We start from the raw sequence: 26,020 nt of genomic DNA on the forward strand, positions 1-26,020 counted from the left end.
GGCATGACGACTGCGACGCAGGCGTGTACCGACGTCTGTCCCTCCACGCTCGCCGGATCCCCGCTGGGACTGTCCGCCTCCGGCGGCCGCGCGCTGCCGCTCTCCCACGCCCACCCGCGCCTCTTCGACGGCCCGGCGACCGCCGTCGCGGCCCGGATCGCCGCCCGAGCCGCCGTGGAGGTGGCCGCGTGAGCTCCTGGGAGAGCGTCCGGGAGGCCATCGCCCGCGGCGACGCCGCTCGAACGGCGGCCGAGGTGCTGCGCCTCGACGCGGCGGGATGCCGCGAGGTGGCCCGCGAGTTGCCCGGCCACATCGGCTCCGCCAGGAAGGACGCCCAGGAACGCTACGAGCGCCGCCAGGCCGAGGCGAGCCGGGCCGAGGAGCGGGCCATGAAGGCGTTCGTCCGCGCGGAGATGGCCCGAGGCCTCTCCAGCGACGACGCGCACGAGAGCTGGTGGACGGGGGAGCGTGTGCGCCGACACGACCACTGGGTCGACTGGAGTGAGCGCGAGAACTGGATCGAGCCCATGCGGGTCGCCGGCGCGGGCACGCTCGGCGGCGCGGCGGCCGTCGCGACCTGGCTCTACCGGCGAGACTTCGCCCGCTGGCGGACGGAGGCCGACCTCGGCCCGCTGCTGACGGTCATCGCCGCCCGCCCGCCGGAGTGGCAGGCCGACCTCGCCGTCCGGCTGGCCCTGCGCCTGCGCGGCAGCCGGGCACAGGCCAGGGACGACAGCGCGGAACTGGCGCTGGAACTCCTGCGCCGCACCGGAGCCGTCCCGCCCGACCATGATCCGCTCGTGGTCGCCTGGGTATCCGCCCCGCCCGACCTGGAGCGCGACCCGCTGACCGAGCACCTGGTCCCCCGGATCTTCGCGGCCGAGGGCGTGGGCCGGGCACTGCGAGAGGACCGGCTCGACCCGCCCGAATGGGCCCGGAACGGGCACTCCTGGCTGCGTTCGCTCCGCGACCTGGCCGACGCGGGCCGGGTCAGCCGCGACCTGCTGGTCGACGGTTGCGTCCGGCGGTTCCTGCTCGGCGGCGGTGCCGCCGACCTGCGTTTCTTCGCCCGCCTGCACGACCTGCTCGACCCGGCTCCCGGCCCGGAACGCTCCCGCGACTACCTGCGGCTGTTGCCCGCCGCGCCGGGGCCGGTGGCCGAGCTGGCGCTGAGGCGACTGCGCCGCGCCGGCGGCCTGACCGGCGAAGAGGTCAACGAGGCGGTGGAGGCGCTGCTGTTCCGACCCGAGGGCAAGCTGGTGCGTGCCGGGCTGACCCTGCTCGACCAGGCGGCCCGCGACGCCGGCGGCGACCTCGACCATCTGGCGCCCGCTCTCGCCTCGGCGTTCCTGTCCGTGTCGTACGAGGTCCAGGAGCGATCGGTACGGCTGGCCGTCAAGCACGCCGGACGCTTCTCGCCGGTCGGCGCCGAGGCCGTGCGCGAGGCGGCGACCATGCTGCCCGCGGACCTGGCGGCGCGGCTGTCCGAGGCGTACGGCGAGGTGGACTCGCCGCCGGTGGAGGACGACGACTTCCAGGCCGTCCCGCTCCCGTCGTTCGAGGCACCCGCCCGTGAGCCGTTCCCTCCGGCGCTCGACGACCTGGCCGGCACGTACGGCCGGCTGCGCGACGGCGTCGCCTTCGAACGCTGGCTCGACGGCTTCGTTCGCCACCCGGAGGCCAGGAATGCGCCGCGCGGCCGGGACGGCCGGAACAAGCTGTACGGCCACCGCCACTGGTCCCACCTCGGACAATGGGCCGAGGCGCTGCTGCGCGAGGCCGCCTTCCCCGGCCAGGAACCGCCCGTTCCCGAGGAGCACGAGGAGCAGGAGGAGCAGCAGGAACCGCGTGACCGGCTGCCCGATCCGCGTACCGTCTCACCGCCGCACCGGGCCATGCTGCTGCGCTGCGCCGAGATCCACGCCGCCCTGAAAGCCGGGGCGCTCCCGCCGTACCTGCTGGCCACACCGACCCTCACCTCGGGCCACCTCGACCCCGCCGAGCTGGTCACCCGCCTGGAGGGCTACGAACGGGCGGGCCTGCGGGCGCTGCCCGCCGACCTGCAGCAGGCGCTGCTGCGCCTGCCCCGGGGGGTTGATCCCGCCGTGACGGACCGCGCGGGGAGGCTGACCTCCGAGGCGGGGACCACGCTGGCGCGCTGGCTGAAGGAACGGCCCGAGCCCGAGACGCGCGTGGACTGGTCCCACGCCGGCGGCGACTACACCCACGACCAGCAGCCGGGGAGACACACCCCCACGCTGCACCCCCGCATCCGGCTGGAGCCGACGGGACTGGCATTGGTCGACGCGCTCCTGGCCGACCCGCCCTCCTCCCGCTGGGACGAGCACGGCGCCTACATGTCGCACTGGCGGCTCCTGCTGCCCTCGGACCGGGAGGCGGTGGCCATGCATCTCCTGCCGCACCTGCTCGACGCCTGGGACCGGCCCGGCCACTTCCACCAGTACGTGGCCGAGCTGTTCCACCAGGACGGGCCGGCCGGTGAGGGGCTGGCGTTGCTGGTCGCCGCCCTGCTGGCCGAGCGCGGCTGGTTCCAGTCGCCTGAACGCGGCCAGGACCTGCTGCTGCGGGCGGCCGCAGACGGCAGCCTGTCCGCCGTGGAGTGCGGCAGGCAGCTCGGCCTCACCCTTCGCCGGGCCTCCGCCAAGCTGAACCACGTGACGTCGTCTCTGGAGGACTGCGCGAGGAAGGGCGCGCACCGGGAGGTGTGGGAGGTCATGACCGGCTTGCTGCCCGTCTACCTGCCGGGGCCGGGTGAGCGCCCGCACTCCGGCCACACCCAGGCGCTCACCTTCGCCGTCGAGGCCGCCCGCTGGGCGGACGCGCGCGGCACGATCCCGATGATCGCCGAGATCGCCGCGCGCGAGGGGACGAGCGGATTCGTCCGTACGGCCCGGCGCCTGCACCAGCGGCTCGATCCGAGTCAGGAGCCGGAGGGACAGGGGGAGATCCGGGGGCGGGGAGCGGGCCTCCTCTCCTGACGCCGGCGTGAGCGGACGCCGTCCGGATGGTCGTGGCGGTGTCCGACAGGGTGTGGCCGAGTCGGCGTTCCGTGTCCAGTTCGCGTCGTGGCCGGTCGTGTGTTGCGAACTTTTGCGGCGGCTTACGGAAGTGACCGCAAGAATCCGTACTGCAGCCGCAAGGGAACGGCACATCTACGTAACTCCTTCACAAAACCTTGTGGGGCCTAGTGCGGGGGACTTACTGTCACCTCACCCTCAGGGCGTCCGCTCCGCCTCGAGCGTTTTCAGGTGTTCACCCCCCACAGAAACGAGCATTCGATGTCACGGAGCATCACAGGAGGTTCGGCTTCAGCGAGATGGTCCGGCGGGCCGTCGCGCAGGGCCGCGGTGGCGGTCGCGACGGTGACCGCGGTCGCCGTCGGGTTCGGCGTCGCGCTCGGCGGTACGGCCCTCGCCGACAAGGGCGCGGCCGGCGCTTCGCCTCCCATGGTGACCCGCGCCGCGATCGACCCGTCGCTCGTCACGGGCCGGGGCGCCGATGTCGGCTTCGTCGAGCAGGAGGCGGAGGACGCCACGACGAACGGCACGATCATCGGCCCGGACCGTACCGCGTACACGCTGGCCGCGGAGGCGTCCGGCCGCAAGGCGGTCACGCTGGCACCGGGACAGTACGTCGAGTTCACGCTGCCGAAGGCGGCCAACGCGATCACCGTGCGGTACAGCGTCCCGGACGCACCGGGCGGGGGCGGCATCACCGCGCCGCTCGACGTCACGGTGAACGGCAGGAGCCGGTCCACCATGACCCTCACGTCGCGGTACGCGTGGCTGTACAACCAGTATCCGTTCACGAACGACCCGAACGCCGATCTGCTGCACCCCGACTGGTGGATCACCGAGTGCTCCTGCGTGCCGGCGGCCACGACCCCCGCCCCGGCGATCACGAAGCCGTTCCGCCCGAACCACTTCTACGACGAGCAGCGCCTCCTACTCGGCAGGACGTACCGCGCGGGTGACAAGGTGCGGCTCACGGTGCCCGCCGGGAGCAACGCCGCCTGGACGGTCATCGACCTGCTCGACTCGGAGCTCGTCGGCCCGCCCCACGTCAGGGTCGTCGCGGCGAACGTGCTGGCGTTCGGCGCCGACCCGCTCGGCCGGCGCGACTCCGCGGGCGCCTTCGGCAAGGCGATCGCCTTCGCGAAACGTCAGCACCTCAGGGTCTACATCCCGCCGGGCACCTACCAGGTGAACCGCCACATCATCGTCGACGACGTGACGATCGAGGGCGCAGGCAGCTGGTACACGATCGTCAGGGGCCGCGAGGTCACGCTCGGCACCCCCGCTCCCGACGGCTCCGTGCACACCGGCGTCGGCTTCTACGGCAAGGACGCCTCAGCCGGGGGCAGCAGGAACGTCCACCTGTCCGGCTTCGCGATCGAGGGCGACGTCCGCGAGCGCGTCGACACCGACCAGGTGAACGGAATCGGCGGGGCGATGAGCGACTCGACCATCGACGGCCTGCACATCCGGCACACCAAGGTGGGCATGTGGTTCGACGGGCCGATGACGAACCTGCGGATCACGAACAACGTCATCGTCGACCAGATCGCCGACGGCCTCAACTTCCACACCGGCGTCACGAACTCGGTCGTCTCGAACAACTTCATCCGCAACTCGGGTGACGACGGCCTCGCCATGTGGTCCGAGAAGACCGCCGACGCCGGCAACACGTTCGACCACAACACGGTGCAGACGCCGGTGCTCGCGAACGGCATCGCCATCTACGGCGGCACGGACAACACCGTCTCGAACAACCTCATCGCCGACCCGATCCGTGAGGGCAGCGCCATCCAGGTCGGGTCCCGCTTCGGAGCGGAGGCGTTCACCGGACACCTGCGGATCGCGAACAACACCACGGTCCGCGCCGGCACCTACGAGCTGAACTGGAACATCGGCCTGGGAGCCATCTGGTTCTACGCGCTCGAGAAGAACATCGACGCGGACATCCAGGTGGTCGGGGACCACTTCCTCGACAACACCCACAACGCGATCATGCTGGTCAGCGACTGGCCGGTGAAGGACCTGTACTCGATCACGAATGTCCACTTCAAGGACATCAGGGTCGACGGCACGGGCACGTCGGTGGTGAGCGCGCGCGTGAAGGGGGGCGCTTCCTTCGAGAACGTGGACGCGCGCAACGTCGGCGCGGTCGGGGTCAACAACTGCGGGTCGTTCAACTTCCCGCCCACCGGTTCGGAGTTCTCGCTGACGGACCTCGGCGGGAACGACGGCGGCGGCACCACCGGGCCCTGGCTCGCCCCGTGGGTCCTGCCGAACACCATCACCTGCGACGACCGTCCGCCGGTCGTCGCGCCGCCTGCCCCGTCCCCCTGGTGAGACTCCGCCAGGGCACGTACCGGCCGGGCCGTCGCGTCAGAAGGGGAACGTCCGGTCCTGGTCGCGTACGGTGACCCACTGGAGTTCGCAGAACTCCTCGGCGGCGAAGCCGAGCCCGAACCGCCCCCAGCCGCTGTCCTTGACACCGCCGAACGGCATGTGCGGCTCGTCGTTGACGGGTTGGTCGTTCACGTGGACGATGCCGGCGTCCAGCCTCGACGCCAGCCGCAGTCCGCGATGGGCGTCGCCCGTGATGATCGAGGCGGCCAGGCCGAGGTCCGACGCGTTCGCGCGGGTGACCGCGTCCTCGGCCGAGTCGACGGCCTCCACGATCACGACCGGGCCGAAGGTCTCGCCCTGCGCGATCTCGGCCTCGTCGGGGACGTCGGTGAGCACGGTGGCCGGGTAGCACGGTGGCGCGGGGACGCCACCGGCCAGAACGCGGGCGCCGAGCTCGACGGCCTCCTTGACGCGGCGATCCAGGAGGGCCAGGGCCCATTCGTTGATCACCGGACCGACGACGGTCGCCGGGTCGGACGGGTCACCGGTCGGCAGGTTCGCCACCTTCGCGGCGAACCGCGCGTTGAACTCCTCGGCCAGCGGACGTTCGACATACACGCGTCTCGCGCACATGCACACCTGCCCCTGATGCATGAAGGCGCCATAGGCCGAGGCGTTCACGGCGTACTCGACGTCGGCGTCGCGCACGACGATGAGCGGGTTCTGGCCGCTGAGCTGGAGCACGACGCGCTTCAGGTGCCTCCCGGCCTTCTCGGCGAGACGCCGTCCCGTCGGCGTCGACCCGGTGAAGTTGATCCGCTTGACGAGGGGGCTCGCGAGCATCGTGTCGCCCACGACGCCGGCTTCGCCCGGCGCGTGGGTGACGACGTTGAACGTTCCCGGGGGCAGGCCGGCCTCCTGGAGGATCTCCGCCCAGAGGGCGCCGCCCGTGTAGGGGGATTCCTCCGAGGGTTTCAGCACGACCGTGTTCCCCAGGGCGAGCGGCCCGACGACGGCCCGGCCGGACAGGGTGAGGGAGGCGTTCCACGGCGCTATCGCCGCGACCACGCCCACCGGACGGCGGACGGCCATCGCCTGGGTGCCCTCGACGTCCGACGGCAGCAGGTGCCCGGTCGGCTGGTAGGCCAGCTGGGCGGCCTGACGGAGAAGCTTCAGCGCGAAGCCGATCTGGACGTCGCCGAAGTGGCGACCGCACCCGGTCTCCGCGGCGAGGGCGCCGAGAACCTCGGTGCGGCGGCCTTCGAGGATGTCGGCCGCGCGCAGGAAGATCTGTTGCCGCCGCCAGGGCGGCGCGCCGGCCCAGCCGCCGAACGCCAGGTGAGCCGCGGTGATCGCCCGTTGCGTGTCCTCGCCGTCGCCGGCGGCGACCTCGCTGAGCACCTCGCCGGACCAGGGGGAGCGGTTCTGGTACGAGCGGCCGGAGTCGGAGGCCACCCAGTCGCCGCCGATGAAGTGTCCGATGTGCCTCTTCTGCCAGGCACTCCCGATGCGCTCCACTCGGGGCATATAGCTCGTTTCTCCTCGTTGCAGTGGTTTGTGCGGTTGTGCCGTCCAGGGGCCGCCCCGGGGGAAGGCCGTGGCGCCGTCCAGTCGAGAAGCGTTCACGCGATCGGACCGGCGGTCAATGCACCGTTCGAGTAGTTAAAACGGTATGCCCGTATTCTGACGTTCGTGACCGTTGACAAGACGCCCCACCCCCGCGGTCGCGCGACGACCGAGACCTCCGCTTCCTTCTCCGTGTCCCTGGAGCGCGGCCTGCGCATCCTGTCCGCCTTCAGCGGGAACCGCTCCGTGCTGGGGATCGCCGATCTGGCGCGGGCCGTCGGGCTCAACAAGAGCACGACGTACCGGTACGTCGCCACCCTGACCACGCTGGAGTACATCCAACAGGATCCGGACACCAAGAAGTACTTCCTCGGCCCCCGGGTGGTCGATCTCGGGTTCGCGGCGATCGACTCCATGGATCTCACGCGGGTCGCCGCCCCCTTGCTCCAGGCCCTGGCCGACGACACGGGGTTCACGGTCAGCATGGGACTGTGCGACGGGCCGGACGTCGTCTACGTGGACAGGAGGCGCAGCGGCCGGCGCAGCTCCCTCGCCATGGACCTCAACCTGCACGTCGGTTCCCGGCTGCCCGCCTACTGCACGTCCATGGGCAAGGTACTGCTGGCGTACAAGGACCCGGCGACGCTCCGCCAGATCCTCGACCGCACCGACATGGCACGCCGGGGACCCAAGACGATCACGAACCGCGAGCAGCTGATGACGGCCCTCGCCAAGGTGCGTCAAAGCGGTGTAGCGGCCAACGACGAGGAGCTCGCCCCGGGTCTGCGGTCGTTCGCGGCGCCGGTGCGGGACCGTTCGGGCGAGGTCGTCGCGGCGGTCAACGTCGCCGTCCATCTGACCGTCGCGCCGACCTCCATCGAGGCGCTGGCGGGACGTCTCGAACCGGGCCTCCGGCGGGCGGCCGCCGAGATCTCGAGGCGCCTCGGATACCGGCCGCTGCCGTAGGTCGCGTCTGACGAACCAAGCCCTGCCGCGCACGGCCCACTCCCTGGCCGCGTTCGAAGAAAGCAAATCGCGTTCGAACTTCTGGAACACCCTGTTGCTCCCGTGTTAACGGGCCCGTACGGTCAGGTCCACTTCCCGGCACCGAGGGTCCGGTGCCGTTCCCGGCCACGAGGTGGCCGAGCGATCTCGGACGACTTACCCATCCCCTGAGCAACCCCGGTGTTCCGAAGGCGCGCGAAGCACGCCCATGGACACCGTCGACACAAGGAGTCTGCGTGAGCGACGCTTCCATGGGCGGCATGGACCGCCGTTCCTTCCTCAGCACGATCGGTCTCGGCGCCGCCGCCGTCGGCGGCACCTCCCTGCTGAGCGCCTGCGGCGGGCTGAAGGGGACGGGCACCTCGTCGTCCGACGTACTCAAGATCGGCTACGTCAGCCCCCAGACCGGTCCGCTGGCCGGCTTCGCCACCGCCGACAACTTCGTGGTCAAGCAGATCCAGGAGGCGATCAAGAACGGCTTCACCGCCGGCGGCAAGAAGCGCAGGATCGAGATCGTCGTCAAGGACACGCAGTCCAACCCGAACCGTGCCACCGAGGTCACCCGGCAGCTCATCAACAGCGACAAGGTGGACCTGATCGTCGGGTCCTCCACGCCCGACACCACCAACCCCGTCGCCGACCAGTGCGAGGCCAACAAGATCCCCAACGTCACCACGATCGCCCCGTGGGAGGCGTGGTTCCACGGCCGGGGCGGCAAGTCGGGCGAGGGCTTCACGTACACGACGCTGTTCTTCTTCGGCATGCAGGAGTTCGCCGACTGCTTCTTCCCGATGTGGGAGCGCATGGACGTCTCCAACAAGAACGTCGCGGCACTGTGGCCCAACGACACCGACGCCAACGCGTTCCGGCAGGGCCTCGGCCCGATGATGGAGAAGTCCGGCTACCGCCCGATCGACGGCGGCGCCTACCAGGACGGCGCGACCGACTTCACCGCCCAGATCGCGAAGTTCAAGGAATCGGGCGCCGAGCTGTTCACCTGCACCCCGATCCCTCCGGACTTCCAGACCTTCTGGAAGCAGGCGCAGCAGCAGGGCTTCAAGCCCAAGCTGGCCACCGTCGCGAAGGTCATGCTGTTTCCGTCGGAGGCCGAGGCGCTCGGCTCGCTGGCCGACAACATCGCCACCGACTTCTGGTGGAGCCCGGCGCACCCCTACACGTCCGTCCTGGACGGGAGGACCGCCAAGCAGCTCGCCGACGACTTCGCCGCGTCCACGGGCAAGCAGTGGACCCAGGCCCTCGGCTCGGTGTACTCGCTGTTCGAGATCGCGATCCAGGCGTTCAAGGACGCCGATGACCCCAAGGACCGTGATGAGGTCGCCTCCAAGCTGCGCTCCATGAAGATCAACTGCATGAGCGGCAACCTGGACTTCACCGCGGGACCGGAGCCCGGCATCGCGATTCAGCACCCGGTCGGCGGCCAGTGGCGCAAGGGCGAGAAGTTCCCCTGGGACGTCGTGATCGTGGACAACACGCCGAACAAGGCCGTCCCGGTCGGCGGCGACCTCCTGCCCACCCACGCCTGATGGGCGAGCCACTGCTGCGCCTCGACGACATCACCAAGAGCTTCGGCAAGGTGACCGTCGCCAGGGACCTCACGCTCTCGGTCCAGCCGGGTGAGGCGCTCGGGATCGTGGGCCCGAACGGAGCCGGCAAGTCCAGCCTGTTCGCGATGATCTCCGGTGACCTCCGCCCGGACAGCGGTGCGGTGTGGTTCGAGGGGCGGGAGGTCACCGACGTCCCGCCCCACGCCCGGACACGCGCCGGCATCGGCCGTACCTACCAGGTGCCCCGCCCCTTCGAGCACCTGACCGTATTCGAGAACGTGCTGGTGTGCGGCTACCAGGGAGCCGCGCTCAAGGGCAAGGAGGCATGGGCGCACACCATGGGGGTGCTCGACCGCACCGGCCTGGCCGACCTGGCCAACACCCCCGCGGGACGACTCGCGCTGCTTCAGCGCAAGCGCCTCGAGGTGGCCCGCGCCCTGGGCACGGGCCCCCGGCTCCTTCTGCTGGACGAGGTCGCGGGCGGGCTGACCGAGCCGGAGGTGCTCGAACTCGTCGAGGTCGTGAAACACCTGCACGCCGAGGGCCTCGCCATCGTGTGGATCGAGCATGTCGTGCACGCGCTGGTCAAGACCGTCGGACGGATGGTCTGCCTCGCCGGTGGCGACGTGATCGCGGATGACGAGCCGATGCGGGTGCTCGCCGACCCGAAGGTGCGCGAGCTCTACCTGGGCGGCGGTCCGGAGGCCGACATGGCCGATGGCACGGCGGATGACAGAGTCGATGACAGGGCTGATGGCACGGCCGATGACAGAGCCGATGACAGGGCCGATGAGGAGACGACGTCATGACGCTGCTCTCCATCCGTGACCTCACCGTGCACCATGGGCAGCTCCGCGCGGTGGACGGTCTCAGCCTGGAGGTCGCGAAGGGCGAGGTCCTCGCGATCATCGGGGCCAACGGCGCGGGCAAGTCCACGCTGTTGCGCGCCCTGGCCGGGCTGAACCCCCCGACCTCGGGAACCGTTCACCTCGGCGGCCGCGACATCACCCGCCTCCCCGCCCACAAGCGGGTGTCCGAAGGAGTCGCCCTGGTGCCGGAGGGCCGGCGGCTGTTCCGGTCCCTCACGGTCGAGGAGAACCTGCTGACCGGCACCTACCGGAAGCGGCCCGGCCCCTGGACGGTCGCCCGCGTACACGAACTGTTCCCGTGGATGGCCGACCGGCGCAGGCAGAGCGCCTCGCAGCTGTCGGGCGGCGAGCAGCAGGCGGTGGCGATCGGCAGGGCGCTGCTGTCCAACCCCGACCTGCTGCTCATCGACGAGCTGTCCCTGGGCCTCGCGCCGGTGATCGTGCGCCGTATCTACGAGGTGCTCCCGGACATCGTCGGCACCGGCACCACCGCACTGATCGTCGAACAGGACGTCTCGCAGGCCATACGGGTGGCGGATCGGGTGCACTGCCTGCTGGAAGGCCGGTCCGTACTCGAAGGGCGGCCCGCGGACCTGACCGCCGAGCAGGTGGAGCACGCGTACTTCGGTATCGGAGCGGCGCTCCCGGCCGGGCAGGCAGGAGAGGGACAACTGACATGAACTGGCTCAACGCCGTCATCCAAGGGCTGATGCTCGGCGGCCTCTACGCGCTGTTCGCGACCGGCCTGTCGCTGATGTTCGGCGTCATGCGGATCGTCAACCTCGGGCACGGCGACCTCGCGGTGGTCGCGTCGTTCCTGGCTCTGGCCCTGATCAGCGGAACGGGACTGCCTCTGTGGATCGTGCTGGTGGTGACCGTCCCGCTTTTCGCGGTGCTCGGCTACCTGACCCAGCGGGTGCTGCTGCAACGCAGCCTGTCCTCCGGACCGCTGGCCACGCTGCTCGTCACGTTCGGCCTCTCCATCGTGCTGCAGAACGTGCTGCTGGAGATCTTCTCCGCCGACACGCGCACCCTGGACGGAGGCTCGTTCGCCACGGGCTCGTTCGAGCTCACCGGCTCGATCTCCGTCGGCTACCTCTCGCTGACGACGTTCCTGTTGGCCGTCGTCGTCCTGGTCGGCATCCAGATGTTCCTGTCGCGTACCGGCCTCGGGCGGATGCTGCGCGCGTCCTCCGACGATCGCGAGACCGCGAACCTGGTGGGTGCCGACAGCCGTCACATCTACGGCATCGCGACCGCCATCGCGTTCGCGACCGTGGCCCTCGCCGGCCTGATGTTCGGGATGCGCTCGTCGTTCGACCCGTCGATCGGCCCGTCGCGGCTGATCTTCGCCTTCGAGGCGGTCGTCATCGGCGGGCTCGGGTCCCCGTGGGGGACGCTGCTCGGCGGCATGGTCCTCGGCGTCACGCAGTCGGTGGGCGCGCAGATCGACCCCGCGCTGACCCTGCTCGCCGGACACCTCGTCTTCCTCGCCGTGCTGGCCTTCCGGCCGCAGGGCCTGATCGCAGGACGGACCGTATGACGATCTCCCAGACGCTGATCTCACGCGCGGCGGCGGCCGTGGACGTGAGCCGCTCGGCCCGGTCCTCGAAGCCGTCGGCCGTCGTCATGCTGGTCGCCGTCGTGGTCCTCGTGGCGCTTCCGTTCCTGGTGTTCACCAACGTCACCGACACGATGGTCAACCTTTTCGTGCTGATCGCGCTGGCGAGCATGTGGAACCTGCTCGCCGGGTTCGGCGGCCTGGTCTCGGTGGGCCAGCAGGCGTACATCGGCATCGGCGCCTACAGCGTCATCGCTCTGGCCGACCAGGGGGTCTCGCCGTTCCTCGCGGTCCCGCTCGCCGCGGTCACCTGCGTGATCTTCGCACTGCCCACCTCGTGGCTGGCCTTCCGGCTGCGCGGCGACTACTTCGCCGTCGGGACCTGGGTGATCGCCGAGGTCTACCGGCTCCTGGTCGTACGCGTCGACAGTCTCGGCGGCGCCAGCGGCAAGGGCCTGGCCGGGCTCTCCGGCATCGACCAGACCTTCCGGGGAGCGCTGACCTACTGGATCGCGCTCGCGCTCGCGCTGGCGACGATCGCCGGGTGCTACCTGCTGCTGCGCGGGCGGCTCGGTCTCGCGCTCATGGCGGTGCGCGACGAGGAGACGGCCGCGAGTTCCGTCGGAATCGACGTACGGCGGGCCAAGCGCATGGTCTACCTCGTGTCCGCCGCCGGCTGCGGCGCGGCCGGCGGGGTGATCACGGTGAGCTCGCTCAGCGTCAACCCGGATGCCATCTTCAGCGTGCAGTGGTCGGCGTACATGATCTTCATCGTCGTGATCGGCGGCATCGGCTACATCGAGGGTCCGCTGCTCGGTGCGGTGATCTTCTTCGCGTTGCAGCAGCTGCTGGCCGACTACGGCTCGTGGTACCTGGTGCTCCTGGGCGCCGTCGGCATCGCCGCCGCGCTCTGGCTCCCGCGCGGGCTGTGGGGCCTGGTGCGCGACCGGACCGGCCTGAGCCTGTTCCCCGTCGGCTACTTCGTCCGGGAGCGTGGTGCCGATGCCGCCTCACGTTGAGACGGCCGCGGCCGCCGCGGCCGCCATCGCCGCCGGTGAGCTGTCCCCCGTCGACCTGGCCGAGCGGATGCTGGCCACGATCGAGACCACCGAGCCGCACCTCCACGCGTACGCCACGGTGACGGCCGACGAGGCCCGCGCCCAGGCGGCCGGTCTCGCCGACGAGCTGGCCCGCGGCCTGCGGCGCGGCCCGCTGCACGGCATCCCCGTCGGGATCAAGGACCTGATCGACACGGCGGGCGTACGCACCGGCTACGGGTCGCCCAGGTTCACCGGCCACGTGCCGGCGCGGGACGCGAGCGCGGTGATCCGGCTGCGGGACGCGGGGGTCGTGGTCCTCGGCAAGCACACCACGCACGAGCTGGCGTGGGGAGGGCGCACGGACAGCGCGTTCTTCGGCCCCACCCACAACCCGTACCGCCGGGGCCGCATCCCCGGCGGCTCCTCCGGCGGATCGGCGGCCTCCGTCGTCGCCGGCAGCTCTCTGGGGGCGCTCGGGTCGGACACGGCCGGCAGCGTGCGCATCCCGGCCGCGCTCAGCGGCTGCGTCGGGTTCAAGCCGAGCCGCGGCCGCGTCCCGCTCGACGGGGTGCTGCCCCTCGCCCCGTCGCTGGACCACCTCGGCGTCCTGGCGCGCACCGTGGACGACGCCGCGCTGCTGATGACCGGGATCGCCGCGCCGGCGCCGGCCGACCCGCCCGCGGACCTGCGGGTCGGCTGGCTCGGCGGCTGGTACGACGCGGTGCTCGCCCCGGAGGTGCGCGAGGCGCTCGCGGCCACCCGGGCCCGGATCGAGGACCACGGGGCGCGCGTGGAGGACGTCGTCATCCCCGGCGAGGAGCTGATGCCGCAGGCCGTGCTCGCCAGGATCCTCGGCGAGGCCGGTGCCTTCCACCGGTCCGCGTTCGAGCGGGACCCCGCCGGGTTCGGGCCGGACATCGCCGAGCTGATGCGGATGGCTCCGCCCGGCGACGAGGAGGTCGAGCGGCACGAGGCCGCGGTCCGCCGCCTCGTGGCCGCACTGCACCGGGCGCTCGCCTCGTACGACGTCCTGGCCGGCGCCACGGTGCCGGTGACGGCGCCCGCCATCGGCGCGATGACCCTCACCGTCGACGGGCGGGAGTGGCCCGTCGAGCTGGTGCTGACCCGGCTCACCTCGCCGTTCAACGCCGCGGGGCTGCCCGCGGTCTCGGTGCCGGTGGCGCTGGCCGGCGGTCTGCCGGTCGGCCTGCAGCTCGCCGGTGCCGCCATGCGCGACGACGTCGTCCTCGACGCCGCGCGCCTGGTCGAGCGGCTGACCCCGCCGCTGCCGCGACCCGCGATCCACGAAGGAGGAACCCGATGAGGGTGACCGCCGCGGTCGTCGACGAGCTCGACGGCCCGTTCCACATCGAGGAGCTCGAACTCGACGAGCCAGGACCGGGCGAGGCCCTGGTGAAGATCGTCGCCTCGGGGATCTGCCACACCGACGCGATCACGCGGCAGGGGGATCTGCCGATGCCGTTCCCCGGCGTGCTGGGCCACGAGGGCGCGGGGGAGGTGGTGGCCGTGGGCGACGGGGTCACCGCCGTACGACCCGGTGACCACGTGGTCATCGGCTGGCCGTCGTGCGGCACCTGCCGCAACTGCCGGGACGGGGAGCCGCGTTACTGCGCCCGCCTCGGTGAGGCGCTCTGCGGGGGCGGGCGGCTGCTCGGCCCGCGTGCCGGACAGACCGCGCTGCGCCGGCCCGACGGGCCACCGGTGCACAGCCACTTCTTCGGCCAGTCCTCGTTCTCGACGTACGCCCTCACCTGGGCCGAGGCCCTGGTCGTGGTCCCCCAGGACGCGCCCCTGGAGCTGCTCGGCCCGCTCGCCTGCGGCATCTCCACCGGGGCCGGGGCGGTGCTGAACACGCTCAAGCCCCGGCCCGGATCGAGTCTCGTGGTGTACGGCGTCGGCGCGGTCGGCCTGGCCGCGGTGATGGCCGCCCGGCTCTCCCCGGCCACGAGGATCATCGCCGTCGACCGGCACCCGGCCCGGCTCGTCCTGGCGGAGGAGTTCGGCGCCACCCACACCGTCAACGCCGACGAGGCCGATCCGGTGGCCGAGGTGCACCGGATCTGCGACGGCCCGGCCGACTACTCGCTGGAGTGCACCGGCGTCATCCCCGTCGTACGCCAGGCTGCCGACAGCGTCGGGATGCTCGGAACCTGCGTGCTCATCGGCGGGGCACCGGCGGGCGCGGAGTTCAGCCTCGACCACCTGTCGACGCTGTGGGGCCGGCGGGTGATCGGCACGCTCGGCGGCAGCGGACGCAGCGAGACGCTCATCGGCACCCTCGTCGAGCTGCACCGGCAGGGACGCTTCCCGTTCGACCGGCTGGTCCGGTTCTACGACCTGGCCGACATCGACGAGGCGCTCGCGGCCAGCCACCGGGGCGACGTGCTGAAACCCGTTCTGCGCATGAGCCACTGAAGACTAGAGGAAAGGACGCCCGCTGTGGGACTTCTCGACAGCGTCGACTGGCAGGGCAACATCTTCAAGAACGGCGAGTGGACCGCCGGACGCGGAGGCGACTACGCGGTCGTCGAGCCCGCGACCGGGAGGGAGCTCGGCCGGATGGGGCGGGCGACCCCCGAGGACGTCGCCGAGGCCGGTGTGACCGCCGCGCGGGCGCAGAGGGAGTGGGCGGCGCTGCCGCACACCGCGCGTGCCGCCGTACTGCGCAGGGCCGGGGATCTCTGGCAGAAGCACGCCGAGGAGATCAGCGGCTGGAACATCCGCGAGGTCGGCGCGGTTCCCGGGATGGCCGGGTTCGCGCTGCACGTCGCGGCAGAGGAGTGCTACGAGGCATCCTCTCTGCCCGGCCGGGCGATCGGCGAGGTCCTGCCGTCGGAGGAGCCGCGGCTGTCCATGGCACGCCGGATGCCGGCGGGCGTGGTCAGCGTGATCTCGCCGTTCAACGTGCCGATCATCCTCGGCATCCGGTCGGTCGCCCCGGCGCTCGCGCTCGGCAACGCGGTCATCCTCAAGCCGGACCCGCGCACCGCGGTCACCGGCGGAACGCTGATGGCGCGCGTCTTCGAGGAGGCCGGCCTGCCGCCCGGCGTCCTGCAGATGTTGCCCGGCGGCGCCGACGTCGGCGAGGCCGTGGTCACCGATCCGAGCATCCGGGTCATCTCGTTCACCGGCTCGACCCCCGTGGGCCGCCGGATCGGCGAGCTCGCGGGCCGGCACCTCAAGCGCGCGCACCTCGAACTCGGCGGCAACTCCGCGCTGCTGGTGCTCGACGACGCGGACGTGGACGCGGCGGTGAACCTGGCCGCGTGGGGATCGTTCTTCCACCAGGGCCAGATCTGCATGACGACCGGCCGTCACCTGGTCTCCGACCGGCTGTACGACGAGTTCGTGGAGCGTCTGGCGGAGAAGGCCGGCGCGTTGCCGGTCGGCGACCCGGCGTCCGGCGAGGTCGCGCTGGGACCGGTCATCGACGCGGGCCAGCGCGACAAGATCCACCGCATGGTCACGGCCAGCGCCGACCAGGGCGCGAGGGTCGCCGCCGGCGGATCCTATGAGCAGCTCTTCTACCGGCCCACGGTGCTGGCCGACGTCCCGCTCACCGCGCCCGCCTTCGCCGACGAGGTGTTCGGCCCTGTCGCCCCGGTCACCCGGGTGTCCTCGGTCGAGGAGGCGGTCGAGTTGGCCGGTGCCAGCGAGTACGGGCTCTCCCTCGGCATCGTGACCCGCGACGTGATGCACGGGCTCGCGGTCGCCGAGCGGATCCCCACCGGCATCGTGCACATCAACGACCAGACCGTGAACGACGAGGCCAACGCGCCGTTCGGCGGCGTACGCGCCTCCGGCACCGGGTCCCGGTTCGGCGGCGCCGCGGCGAACGTCGAGGCGTTCACCGAGACCCGCTGGATCACGATGCGCGGCAAGCCGGCGCAGTACCCGTTCTGACCTCACCTGCCCCGAGAGCAGGTGCCGGTCAGGCCGGCCAGGCGCCGCCTCGGTGTCACCGGTCATCGATCCGGGCGAGCTTGTCGGGGTTGGTGACGGAGTAGATTCCGCGCACGCGGTGGCTGTCGGGAGTCAGGTCCAGTACCAGGACGGCGATCGGGGAAGCGCTGTCGAAGAGCACCGCGGAAGGATCGCCGTTGACTCGCCGGTAGCGGACGACGAGGTCGCGCGCGTTGGCGGCGACGGTCAGCAGGGTTCGGGCGACGGCGTCGCGTCCGCGGACGGGGTGCAGGCTGGTGGCCGGGCCCTTCCCGCCACCGTCGGTCCACAGTGTCACATCTGGCGCGAGGACCTGGAGGAGGGCCTTCAGGTCGCCGCCGAGCGCGGCGGACAGGAACCGTTCGGTCACCTCGCGGCGCAGGCGAGGGTCGGCGTGGTAGCGGGGGCGTCGGGCGTGGACGTGTTCGCGGGCGCGGTGCGCGAGCTGGCGTACCGCGGCGGGGCTGCGGCCGAGCAGGCCGGCGATTTCGGTGTGGGCGTAGCCGAACACCTCGTGCAGCACGAAGACGGCGCGCTCGGCCGGGGTGAGGGTCTCCAGCACCACGAGCAGCGCCATCGAGGCGGAGTCGGCCCTGACCGCGGCGTCGGCGGCGTCGGCGGCGTCGCCGGCGCCGCCGGCGCCGCTGGTGTCCGCCAGCGGGGTGACGACCGGCTCGGGCAACCATTGCCCGACATACGTTTCCCGCCGCCGGTCGATCTCCGCTCGCCTGGCCAGGGCTTGGTTCACCGCGACCCGTACCAGGTAGGCGCGGGGGTTGTCGACTCGCTCGGCGTTCGCCGCCCGGGTCCGGGTCGCCCAGGACAGCCAGGTCTCCTGCAGCACGTCGTCGGTGTCGGCGACGCTGCCGAGGATGTTGTAGACGACCGAGAACAGCAGTTCCCGGTGGCCGACGAAGATCTGCGTGGCGTGGTCGGCCGCCGCGACGTCGGCTGCCTGCCCCTCGGTCATGGTGGAGGCCTCCTTTCCAGGTTCGCATGGTGAGAGGTACGCCGACCGCGGGAGTGTGACACGAGTGAGGGCACATGTGATCTATGTCTCCCGACGTGGTTGTCGTGTCACACTCGCGGACCTGTCCCGCCTCTTGGGTCGCGTAACCGCCGGGGCGGCCCCGCCTCGGCGATCCACGCCGACCAGGAGGACCGATGCGTACCCTGATCCGTGATGTGCGAGTGTTCGACGGTGAACGGACCGTCCCGAGGGCCGACGTCCTCGTCGACGGGGACCGGATCGCCGAACCCGACGGCCGCCCCGCCGACGTCGAGGTCGACGGGTCCGGCAGGACCCTGCTTCCCGGGCTGATCGACGCGCACACCCACATCTTCGACGGCAGCCTCGCCCAGGCGCTGACCTTCGGCGTCACCACCGAGTTGGACATGTTCTGCCTGCCCGGCAACCTCGCCCGCCAGCGTGAGCTGGCCGCCGGCGACGACGAGGTGGCGGACCTGCGCAGCGCCGGGATGCTCGCCACCGCGCCGGGTGGGCACCCCAGTCAGCTGATGGCCGGGTTCGACACCTCGACGCTGGAAGCGTTCGGTGATGCCGTCGGCGGGTTCGACACGGTCGCGGACCCCGGGCAGGCCAAGCGGTTCGTCGAGGCGCGGCTGACCGAGGGAATCGACTACCTGAAGATCGTGATCGACGACGGTGCGGTGCACGGCGCCCGGCTGCCGGCGCTGACGCCACGGATCGTGGCCGCGCTGGTCGAGGCCGCCCACGCCAACGGGCTGACCACCATCGCCCACGCGATCACCGTACGGGAGGCCACGCTCGCGCTGGACGCCGGCATCGACGGCCTGGCCCACGTGTACGCCGACGCCGGGCCCGACGACCCGGCCGGGCACGAGCTCGCCGCCCGGATCGCCGCGCAGGGCGTGTTCGTGGTCACCACGTTGGCGTACTTCGAGGCGATCAGCGGGCAGGCGGAAGCGGCGGACCACGCGCTGCCCGGCTGCGCCGACAACGCCGTCCACGCCGCCCGGACCCTGCACCGAGCCGGAGTACCGCTGCTGGCCGGCACCGATGCCAACCCGTTCGCCCCCGTACACGGCGCCGCCATGCACCGCGAACTCTCCCTGCTCACCGAAGCCGGGCTCAGCGACGAGGAGGCGCTCGCTGCGGCCACCAGCGTGCCCGCCCGCCACTTCGGGCTGGCCGACCGCGGCCACGTCGCCCCCGGACGACGCGCCGACCTTCTGCTCGTCGACGGCGACCCGACCCGCGACATCACCGCCATCGCCGCGATCGCCGAGGTGTGGCGCCGCGGCGTCCGCCAACGCCGCTAGCCGCAGGCATGAAACCCTGCGAGACCGGCCACGGGTGGCCGTGGCCGGTCATCGCGCCGGGTCGTCCTTACAGGTCGGTGGCGATGATCTTTTCGATGTTCCGCTCGGCGAGTGCCGTGATGGTGACGAACGGGTTGACGGTGGTGTTGCCGGGGATCAGCGAGCCGTCGATGACGTACAACCCGGGATATCCGGCGAGGCGGCCGTAGTTGTCGGTGGCCTTGTTCAGAACCGCGCCGCCGAGCGGGTGGTACGTGAGGTGGTCGCCCCAGATCTTGTAGACGCCGAAGAGGTCGGTCCGGTAGATCGTCCCCTCCTTGGCGTTGATCTTGTCGAAGATAGTCTTGGCCATGTCGATGGCCGGCTGCTTCCAGGAGGTCTGCCAGTTCAGGTCCACCGTTCCCGTGGCGGCGTTCCAGGAGAACTGGGCGCGGTGCGGATTGTTGGTGATCGACAGGTAGAACGAGGCGTACGTCTCGATCCCGGTGGGCAGTGGCGCGACCTCGGCGAAGGCGCCGCCGGCGGCCCAGTTGTCGATGCCGCCGCAGGGGATGGTCGACTGGAGCTTGCCGGTCGGGTCCCACAGGTGGTTGGCGCGGCCGCACATGACGTTGCCGTTGTCGCCCCAGCCCTTGCCGATCTCGTCGTTCAGGTCGGGCAGCACGCCGGTGGCCTTCAGCTTGACCAGGAGCTTGCTGGTGCCGACGCTGCCCGCGGCGAAGAACACCTTGTCCGCGGTCACGGTCTTGGTGGCGGTGGTGGCACCACTGGTGTCGATCTGCTCGATGACGACCGTGTAGCCGCCGCCGGCCGTCGGAGCGACCGAGGTGACCTTGTGCAGCGCCGAGACGGTGACCTTGCCGGTGGCCTTGGCCTGGGCGATGTAGGTCTTCTGCAGCGACTTCTTGCCGTGGTTGTTGCCGTAGAGGATCTCGCCGTCCAGCGCCGACTTGGTGACGGTCCCGGCCGCCTCCTGCTTCATGTAGTCCCAGTCGTACACGTCGGGCACGAAGACGAACGGGAAGCCGGAACGCTGGGCGTGTTTGCGGCCGACCCTGGCGTACTGGTAGCAGGCGGTGGAGTCGAACCAGGCCGGGTCGACGGTGCCGACCCCGAGCCCGGCGTTGGCGCGCGGGTAGTAGACGTCGTACATCTCGTCGGGGTTCACCGACGGGAGGATGGCGGCGAAGTTCTCGCGCTTGGGGGTGACCGCCATGCCGCCGTTGACCAGCGAACCGCCCCCGACGCCGCGGCCCTGGTAGACCGTGATGCCGCTGAACTCCTCGGCGTCCAGGACCCCGGTGTAGCGGGAGATGTCCTTGTCGATCGGGTATCCGAGGAAGTAGTTGAGCGGCGCCTTGGTCCTGGTACGCAGCCAGTAGGACCGGTGGTCCGGCGAGAGCGTGTTACAGAAGATCTTGCCGTCGGCGCCGGGGGTGTCCCACGCCATGCCCATCTCGATCATGTGGACGTCGACGCCGGCTTGGGCGAGACGCAGGGCGGCGACGGAGCCGCCGTATCCGGTGCCGATCACCAGGGCGGGGACGTGCGCTCCGGTGGCGATCGAAGCGGTCGCGGAGGCGGCCTGTGCGTGGGCTGCGGGAGCGCGGCCGGTGAGGGCCGCGAGTCCCAAGAGAGAACCGGTTCCAGCGATGAATCCACGGCGTGAGACGCCCTTGGAATCAGAACCGGCCGACGCGCTGTCACTCATGCGAGGTTCCTCACTCTCAACCAAAGGAGAACGGGTTCTACATATCGGGTTGCGCCTTGGGGGATGGGTGACGTGTGTCCGGAGTGCCGCGGGTCGTCTACCGCCTGTCCGAGGGAGAGCGACCGCTGGGCAGCATGCACACGGTGTCGAGGCCCAGCACGTGGTTGAGCCGGCCGAACGCCAGCCAGGAGCCGATGCACATGCTCAGCTCCACGATCTCGACCTGGCTGTAGTGCGCGGTCATCCGCGTCCAGAACTCGTCGTCGAGGTTGTGGTGGTCCAGGGCGTACCGCTCGGCGTACTCGGCGGCCAGCCGGGTGCGGTCGTCGAAGGCGTCGGTGGTGCGCCACCGGGTCACCGCGTCGGCGAACTCCTCCTCGACCTTCTGCCCGTCCCGTTCCGTCCGCCAGTCGAGGCAGAAGACGCACCCGTTGATCTGCGCGATCCGCAGCCGCGCGGCCTCGAACTCGCGGAGCCCGAGGGTCGTGTGGGCGTACACCGCCAGCGAGAGTTTCGAGGCGGCGACCCCGATGCCGGGGACCATCTCGCCCCACACGTACTCGATCGCGTCCCTTCCGTCCGGGATGTCGATTCTCATGATCGTTTCCTTCCGAGCCTGCCGACCGCGGGGCGCAGCGGGACGTCGAGCGCGTCGTAGAGTCCGGGCTCGGCCGCCACGAGCCAGTCGACGGCGCTCACCAGCCGGCCGACCGCGGTGGCGTTCCCGCCCGCGGACCGGTTGCCGCCCTCGTCGGTGGCCTCGACCGTGACCTCGATGCGCGGGCGGCCCTCGATGATCACCCGATGCGCGCCCTCGCCGTCGGGCGGCGTCGGCCAGTCCGGCGCGCAGGACGGGTGGATGCGGGTGACGTGCTCGATGACGATGCGCGGCTCGCCCTCGACGATGCCCTGCACCTCGAACCGGACCGCGCCCTGGGTGCCTGCCTCGAAATCGCCCATCGTCGCGGTGCCCACCGTGGCGGCGAGCGGGCGCCGATCCAGCGTCTCCCGGATCTCGTCGAGTTCGACGCCGAGAGCCCTCGCCATCAGTCGTACCTGGCCGCCCCACACCATGGTCGGGACCGTCGGCGCGATCATCGGCGGCTCGTAGTCCATCGGCTGGCCCATGCCGACCAGGTAGCGGACCGAGTCGGGCTGGTCGTAGGTGGAGTAGTCGAAGATCTCCTGGCAGCGGACCACGTCCACGGTGGTGCCGAGTCCGCTGATCAGCAGTGGCAGCACGTCGTTGCCCCAGCCGGGGTCGACGCCGGAGACGAACAGCGAGCCGCCCCCGTCGGCGATGGCGGCCAGCACCGGTTCCCGCAGCTCCGGCGGGGCGTTTCGCTGGTCGTAGAGCGCGTACAGCGAGGGTGTGACGACGACGGCTCCGGCTCGGATCGCCCTGACGATGTCGGCGAGGGCCTCGTCGGGGCGGATGTCGCCGGACGCCGCGTAGACCACGGCGCGGGGGCCGGTGGCCAGAACCGCGTCGATGTCATCCGTCGCCGCGACGCCCAGACGGTGGTCGAGCCCGCCGAGATCGCCCGCGTCGCGGCCGACCTTGGCGGGATCGTGGACGAGGACGGCCGTGAGTTCCAGTGCCGGATGGGCCTCGACGGCACGGATGGCCGCGCGGCCCACGTTGCCGGTACCCCAGACAATTGTGGACACCATGGGCGGAGGGTAACAAGCGCTTGTTCAACTGTATAGGGCCCCCGCTCGCCCCCTGGCGTACCGCTTCGGGGCCCTGCGGCGGGTGGCGACAACGGGTGTCGAACGGCGGTGACGCGGGCGCGATCCGTTCCCGGGCAGGACGAACTCCGCGCCTGTACGGCGACGCCGTCCGCGCAGGTCACCGGGCCTGCCCGGTTCCTCCCGACTCGCGGGCGCCCCGCCGGGGGAGGGGTCCGGCGGCGCTGCCCCGCGAGGTGCCCGCTGTGTCTACTCGTCCGACCGGACGCCCTCCCGCGCCGGAGCGACCTGATGTGCCTCCGGGGCGGTCAGGGTGGCCATCGCGCGATCCGGTTCCCAGTGGGCGCGGAGCGAGGTGATCGCACCCGCGTCGTCGACGGTGTAAATGATCACGCAGTCGACCGTCATGGTCGTGCCGCCGTCCAGCGTCATGGTGATGGAGGCGACGTTGGCGCAGGACGGCCCGTTGGCGAAGGAGTCCCTGACGTGGAAGTGGAACTCCCGCACCGAGCCGACATGGGCGTCCCAGAACGTCGCGATCTCGTCGTGCCCGCGGTGCCCCTTTCCCTCGGGATCGAGCATCGAGGGGCCGACGGGATCCTCCACGAGAGCGTCCGGGGCGAACAGGCTCAGCCACTCCGCCCTGCGTCCGGCGGTGACCGCGCCCATGGACGCCCACGACGCCCGGCGCGCGGCGTGGTCGCCGTCCGGCGCCTCCCAGGTGACAGCGGGGGAATCGATCATATATGAACTGTAACCTGTTCTTGTTTCTGGGTTAAGGGGTGACTTTGGAGATCACCGACTCGGCGAAGCGCTCAAGGTGCTCGATCTTCTTGGCCAGTGGTTCGGTGTCCGGACCCTTGATGTACGGAGCGCGGAAACCGACGATCACGTCGGTGACGCCCTTGTCGGCCAGTCGTCGCACCCCGTCCACGGTGTACGCGTCGAAGGAGATCACGTGGACCTCGAAGGGCCGGTCGGCCGTGCCCTCCTCGGCGCGCAGGGCGGCCAGCCTGGTCAGCAGCGCGTCCAACTCGGCGGCGTCGCCTCCGCCGTGCATCCAGCCGTCGCCGAGTCGCGCGGCCCGGCGCAGCGCCGCGTCGCTGTGCCCGCCGACCAGGATCGGGATCGGCTCGGTGGGGGCGGGAGACATCTTCACCGGCGGCAGGTCGTAGAACTCGCCGTGGTACTCGAAGTAGTCGCCGCTGGTCAGACCGCGGACCACCTCGATCGCCTCGTCCATCCGCCTGCCGCGCCGCGACCACGGCACCCCCATCAGCGCGAAGTCCTCGGGCCACGGGCTGAGCCCGACGCCCAGGCTCAGCCGGTTGCCGGTCAGGTAGGCGATCGAGCTCGCCTGCTTGGCGACCAGCGCCGGCGGCCGGACCGGCAGCTTGAGCACGAACGGCGTGAACCGGATCGTCGAGGTCACCGCTCCCATGGCCGCGACCAGGATGAACGTCTCGATGAAGCTCTTGTCCTCCAGGAACTCCCGGCCGCCGTCCGCGGTGTACGGATAGCTCGTGGCGGACTCCTTCGGGTAGGCGAGAGAGTCCGCCACGCTCATGCTCGCGTACCCGGCGGCCTCGGCGGCCTGGGCCAGCGGGAGGTAGTACGACGGATCGGTCATGGCCTCGGCATAGGTGAAGCGCATGGAAGCCGAGCGTAATAGAACCGGTTCCATTTTAGAAGCTCGGAGTGCCGGAAAGCCGCCGCGACGCGTCGTCAGAAGGCCGGAGCGGTGTGGACCGGGCGGCCCTCGACGTAGGTGGCCAGCACCGACGTCTCGGCGATCTCGCCCGCCGGGATCGAGAAGGGATCGCGGTCGGCGACCACCAGGTCGGCGAGCTTGCCCTCCTCGATCGTTCCGGTCCGGGTGTCCAGGTGGTTCACCCGCGCGGTGCCGATCGTGTAGGCGGCCAACGCGGCCGTCAGGCTCAGGCGCTGCTCCGGCAGGAACACCTCCGCGCCCTCGCCAGGAGGCGTGCGGTTGACCGCGACGTGGATGCCGAGGAACGGGTCGGGACTGCTGACCGGCCAGTCGCTGCCCGCCGCGAGCGAAGCGCCCGCGCGGGCCAGATCCCCGAAGGGGTACTGCCAGCCCGCCCGTTCCGGGCCGAGGAACGGAATGGTCAGCTCGTCCATCTGCGGCTCGTGCGCCGCCCACAGCGGCTGCAGGTTCGCGGTGATCCCGAGGGCGGCGAACCGCGGCACGTCGTCAGGATGCACGACCTGCAGGTGGGCGATGTGGTGGCGGTTGTCGTTCACGCCGCCCGCGGCCCGCGCCGCCTCGAACGCGTCCAGCGCCTCGCGGGCCGCCCGGTCACCGACCGCGTGCACGTGAATCTGGAAACCCTCGGCGTCCAGGCGGGTGACGTACGCGCGCAGCGCCGACGGGTCGACGAAGCTGAGCCCCTGGTTACCGGTCCCGCAGCCGCAGCCGTCCAGATAGCTGGAGGTCATCGCGGCGGTGAAGTTCTCCGCCACACCGTCCTGCATGATCTTGACGCTGGAGGCGCGGAACCGGCCCGCGCCGCACCTGCGCCCGAGCAACTCGGGGATCTGGTCCTCACCCCTTTCGCGGTCCCACCAGAGCGCGCCGACCACCCGGGCGGTGAGCAGCCCCGACTCGGCCGCCGCCAGGTACGCCCGCTGGACCTTCTCGTCGACCATCGCGTCCTGCCAGGCGGTGACGCCGGCCGAGTGCAGCCGCCGCTGGCCGGCCTGGAGGGCGCGCAGCATCATGTCCGCGGTCGCCTCGGGGACGTGCCGGCCGACCAGGGCGGACGCGCCTTCGTGGAGCGTGCCCTGCGGGCTGCCGTCGGCCTCCCTCTCGATGCGCCCGTCGACCGGGTCCGGAGTGCCCGCGTCGATGCCGCACAGCTCCAGGGCCCTGGTGTTGACCCAGGCTCCGTGACCGTCCCGGTTGATCAGGTGGACGGGCCGGTCAGGGACCACCGCGTCCAGCAGGTGCCTGCTCGGCGTCCCGCCGGGGAACCACTCCATGGACCAGCCGCCTCCGCTGATCCATTCCGTGCCGGGGTTCGCCTCCGCGTACGCGCGGACGGCGGCGACCGCCTCGCCGGCGTCGCCGGCGTCGTGCAGGTCGCACCTGATCATGGTGAGGCCGGCGAGGACCGGATGGACGTGGGCGTCCTGGAAGCCGGGCAGCAGGGCTCGGCCGACCAGGTCGACGACCTCGGTGGCCGCGCCGATCAGCGGCCGGACGTCCGGGTCCTCGCCGACGGCGACGATCCGGCCGTCGCGGACGGCGACCGCCGTGGCCGTGGCGCGGGACGGTCCGAGCATGCGCACCGGACCTCCGCGGAAGACGAGGTCGGCGGGGGTGGTCATGCGACATTCTCCTTG

At 71.3% G+C, this 26,020-nt stretch carries 21 protein-coding genes; 13 read left to right on the forward strand and 8 right to left on the reverse strand.

Annotated elements, in window-relative coordinates:
• The first annotated feature begins 3 nt into the window (after nt 1–3).
• The 3 genes from AB0I59_RS30595 to AB0I59_RS30605 all read left to right on the forward strand — a co-directional run bounded on the left by AB0I59_RS30595 (nt 4) and on the right by AB0I59_RS30605 (nt 5,375).
• On the forward strand, nt 4–192 hold the full coding sequence (locus AB0I59_RS30595; RefSeq protein ID WP_061261140.1) for a hypothetical protein: 189 nt from the start codon (nt 4–6) through the stop codon (nt 190–192).
• Nucleotides 189–2,999 (forward strand): DUF7824 domain-containing protein, encoded by a 2,811-nt coding sequence (locus AB0I59_RS30600; RefSeq protein WP_358138416.1) that lies wholly within the window; start codon nt 189–191, stop codon nt 2,997–2,999. The genes AB0I59_RS30595 and AB0I59_RS30600 overlap by 4 nt, the downstream gene beginning before the upstream one ends.
• A 369-nt stretch (nt 3,000–3,368) precedes the next feature.
• Nucleotides 3,369–5,375 carry a glycosyl hydrolase family 28-related protein gene (locus AB0I59_RS30605; protein WP_358138418.1) on the forward strand — a complete coding sequence of 669 codons (2,007 nt, stop codon included), beginning with the start codon at nt 3,369–3,371 and terminating at the stop codon, nt 5,373–5,375.
• 36 nt (nt 5,376–5,411) lie between these two features.
• On the opposite strand, the gene AB0I59_RS30610 is transcribed toward AB0I59_RS30605, so the two are convergent.
• Complete coding sequence (locus AB0I59_RS30610; RefSeq protein ID WP_358138420.1) at nt 5,412–6,902, reverse strand: aldehyde dehydrogenase family protein; 1,491 nt, start codon at nt 6,900–6,902, stop codon at nt 5,412–5,414.
• Nucleotides 6,903–7,067: 165 nt separating this feature from the next.
• On the opposite strand from AB0I59_RS30610, the gene AB0I59_RS30615 reads away from it, so the two are divergent.
• From AB0I59_RS30615 to AB0I59_RS30655, 9 genes are all read left to right on the forward strand, one after another.
• The gene (locus tag AB0I59_RS30615) at nt 7,068–7,907 is read left to right on the forward strand and encodes an IclR family transcriptional regulator (protein ID WP_358138422.1); all 840 of its coding nucleotides are present in this window, start codon (nt 7,068–7,070) and stop codon (nt 7,905–7,907) included.
• 275 nt (nt 7,908–8,182) lie between these two features.
• Nucleotides 8,183–9,490, forward strand: coding sequence for an ABC transporter substrate-binding protein (locus tag AB0I59_RS30620; protein ID WP_358138424.1), 1,308 nt, complete (start codon nt 8,183–8,185; stop codon nt 9,488–9,490).
• Complete coding sequence (locus AB0I59_RS30625) at nt 9,490–10,320, forward strand: ABC transporter ATP-binding protein (RefSeq protein WP_358138426.1); 831 nt, start codon at nt 9,490–9,492, stop codon at nt 10,318–10,320. The genes AB0I59_RS30620 and AB0I59_RS30625 overlap by 1 nt, the downstream gene beginning before the upstream one ends.
• Nucleotides 10,317–11,060, forward strand: a complete 744-nt coding sequence (locus AB0I59_RS30630) for an ABC transporter ATP-binding protein (protein ID WP_358138428.1) — start codon at nt 10,317–10,319, stop codon at nt 11,058–11,060. Before AB0I59_RS30625 ends, AB0I59_RS30630 begins: the two co-directional genes overlap by 4 nt.
• Nucleotides 11,057–11,923, forward strand: a complete 867-nt coding sequence (locus AB0I59_RS30635; protein ID WP_061261417.1) for a branched-chain amino acid ABC transporter permease — start codon at nt 11,057–11,059, stop codon at nt 11,921–11,923. Before AB0I59_RS30630 ends, AB0I59_RS30635 begins: the two co-directional genes overlap by 4 nt.
• Nucleotides 11,920–12,960 (forward strand): branched-chain amino acid ABC transporter permease, encoded by a 1,041-nt coding sequence (locus AB0I59_RS30640; RefSeq protein WP_358138430.1) that lies wholly within the window; start codon nt 11,920–11,922, stop codon nt 12,958–12,960. The genes AB0I59_RS30635 and AB0I59_RS30640 overlap by 4 nt, the downstream gene beginning before the upstream one ends.
• Nucleotides 12,944–14,305 carry an amidase gene (locus tag AB0I59_RS30645; RefSeq protein WP_358138432.1) on the forward strand — a complete coding sequence of 454 codons (1,362 nt, stop codon included), beginning with the start codon at nt 12,944–12,946 and terminating at the stop codon, nt 14,303–14,305. The genes AB0I59_RS30640 and AB0I59_RS30645 overlap by 17 nt, the downstream gene beginning before the upstream one ends.
• Nucleotides 14,302–15,417, forward strand: a complete 1,116-nt coding sequence (locus AB0I59_RS30650) for an NAD(P)-dependent alcohol dehydrogenase (RefSeq protein ID WP_358138434.1) — start codon at nt 14,302–14,304, stop codon at nt 15,415–15,417. The genes AB0I59_RS30645 and AB0I59_RS30650 overlap by 4 nt, the downstream gene beginning before the upstream one ends.
• 24 nt (nt 15,418–15,441) lie before the next feature.
• Complete coding sequence (locus AB0I59_RS30655; protein ID WP_358138436.1) at nt 15,442–16,905, forward strand: benzaldehyde dehydrogenase; 1,464 nt, start codon at nt 15,442–15,444, stop codon at nt 16,903–16,905.
• 55 nt (nt 16,906–16,960) lie between these two features.
• Here the strand turns inward: AB0I59_RS30655 and sigJ are convergent, their stop codons facing one another.
• Entirely contained in the window at nt 16,961–17,914 is a 954-nt protein-coding gene (gene sigJ, locus AB0I59_RS30660) for an RNA polymerase sigma factor SigJ (RefSeq protein WP_358138438.1), read from the reverse strand.
• A gap of 194 nt (nt 17,915–18,108) precedes the next feature.
• Here sigJ and AB0I59_RS30665 point away from each other — a divergent pair, with 194 nt between their 5' ends.
• Nucleotides 18,109–19,248 (forward strand): amidohydrolase family protein, encoded by a 1,140-nt coding sequence (locus AB0I59_RS30665; RefSeq protein ID WP_358138440.1) that lies wholly within the window; start codon nt 18,109–18,111, stop codon nt 19,246–19,248.
• 67 nt (nt 19,249–19,315) lie between these two features.
• Here the strand turns inward: AB0I59_RS30665 and AB0I59_RS30670 are convergent, their stop codons facing one another.
• The 6 genes from AB0I59_RS30670 to AB0I59_RS30695 form a co-directional block, all read right to left on the reverse strand.
• A complete protein-coding gene (locus AB0I59_RS30670) occupies nt 19,316–20,959 on the reverse strand; it encodes a GMC oxidoreductase (RefSeq protein WP_358138442.1) in 1,644 nt (547 codons plus the stop codon).
• Between the two features lie 97 nt (nt 20,960–21,056).
• Complete coding sequence (locus tag AB0I59_RS30675) at nt 21,057–21,557, reverse strand: carboxymuconolactone decarboxylase family protein (RefSeq protein ID WP_061261425.1); 501 nt, start codon at nt 21,555–21,557, stop codon at nt 21,057–21,059.
• Nucleotides 21,554–22,633 carry an NAD(P)H-dependent amine dehydrogenase family protein gene (locus tag AB0I59_RS30680; protein ID WP_358138445.1) on the reverse strand — a complete coding sequence of 360 codons (1,080 nt, stop codon included), beginning with the start codon at nt 22,631–22,633 and terminating at the stop codon, nt 21,554–21,556. Before AB0I59_RS30680 ends, AB0I59_RS30675 begins: the two co-directional genes overlap by 4 nt.
• A gap of 267 nt (nt 22,634–22,900) precedes the next feature.
• Entirely contained in the window at nt 22,901–23,395 is a 495-nt protein-coding gene (locus tag AB0I59_RS30685; protein ID WP_061261427.1) for a nuclear transport factor 2 family protein, read from the reverse strand.
• Between the two features lie 31 nt (nt 23,396–23,426).
• Nucleotides 23,427–24,305: a TIGR03619 family F420-dependent LLM class oxidoreductase gene (locus AB0I59_RS30690; RefSeq protein ID WP_358138447.1), complete on the reverse strand. Its 879-nt coding sequence runs from the start codon at nt 24,303–24,305 to the stop codon at nt 23,427–23,429.
• 71 nt (nt 24,306–24,376) lie between these two features.
• Nucleotides 24,377–26,005: an amidohydrolase gene (locus AB0I59_RS30695; RefSeq protein ID WP_358138449.1), complete on the reverse strand. Its 1,629-nt coding sequence runs from the start codon at nt 26,003–26,005 to the stop codon at nt 24,377–24,379.
• Nucleotides 26,006–26,020: the final 15 nt, after the last annotated feature.

The sequence above is a fragment of the Microtetraspora glauca genome (assembly GCF_040656155.1).
Classification (GTDB): domain Bacteria; phylum Actinomycetota; class Actinomycetes; order Streptosporangiales; family Streptosporangiaceae; genus Microtetraspora; species Microtetraspora glauca.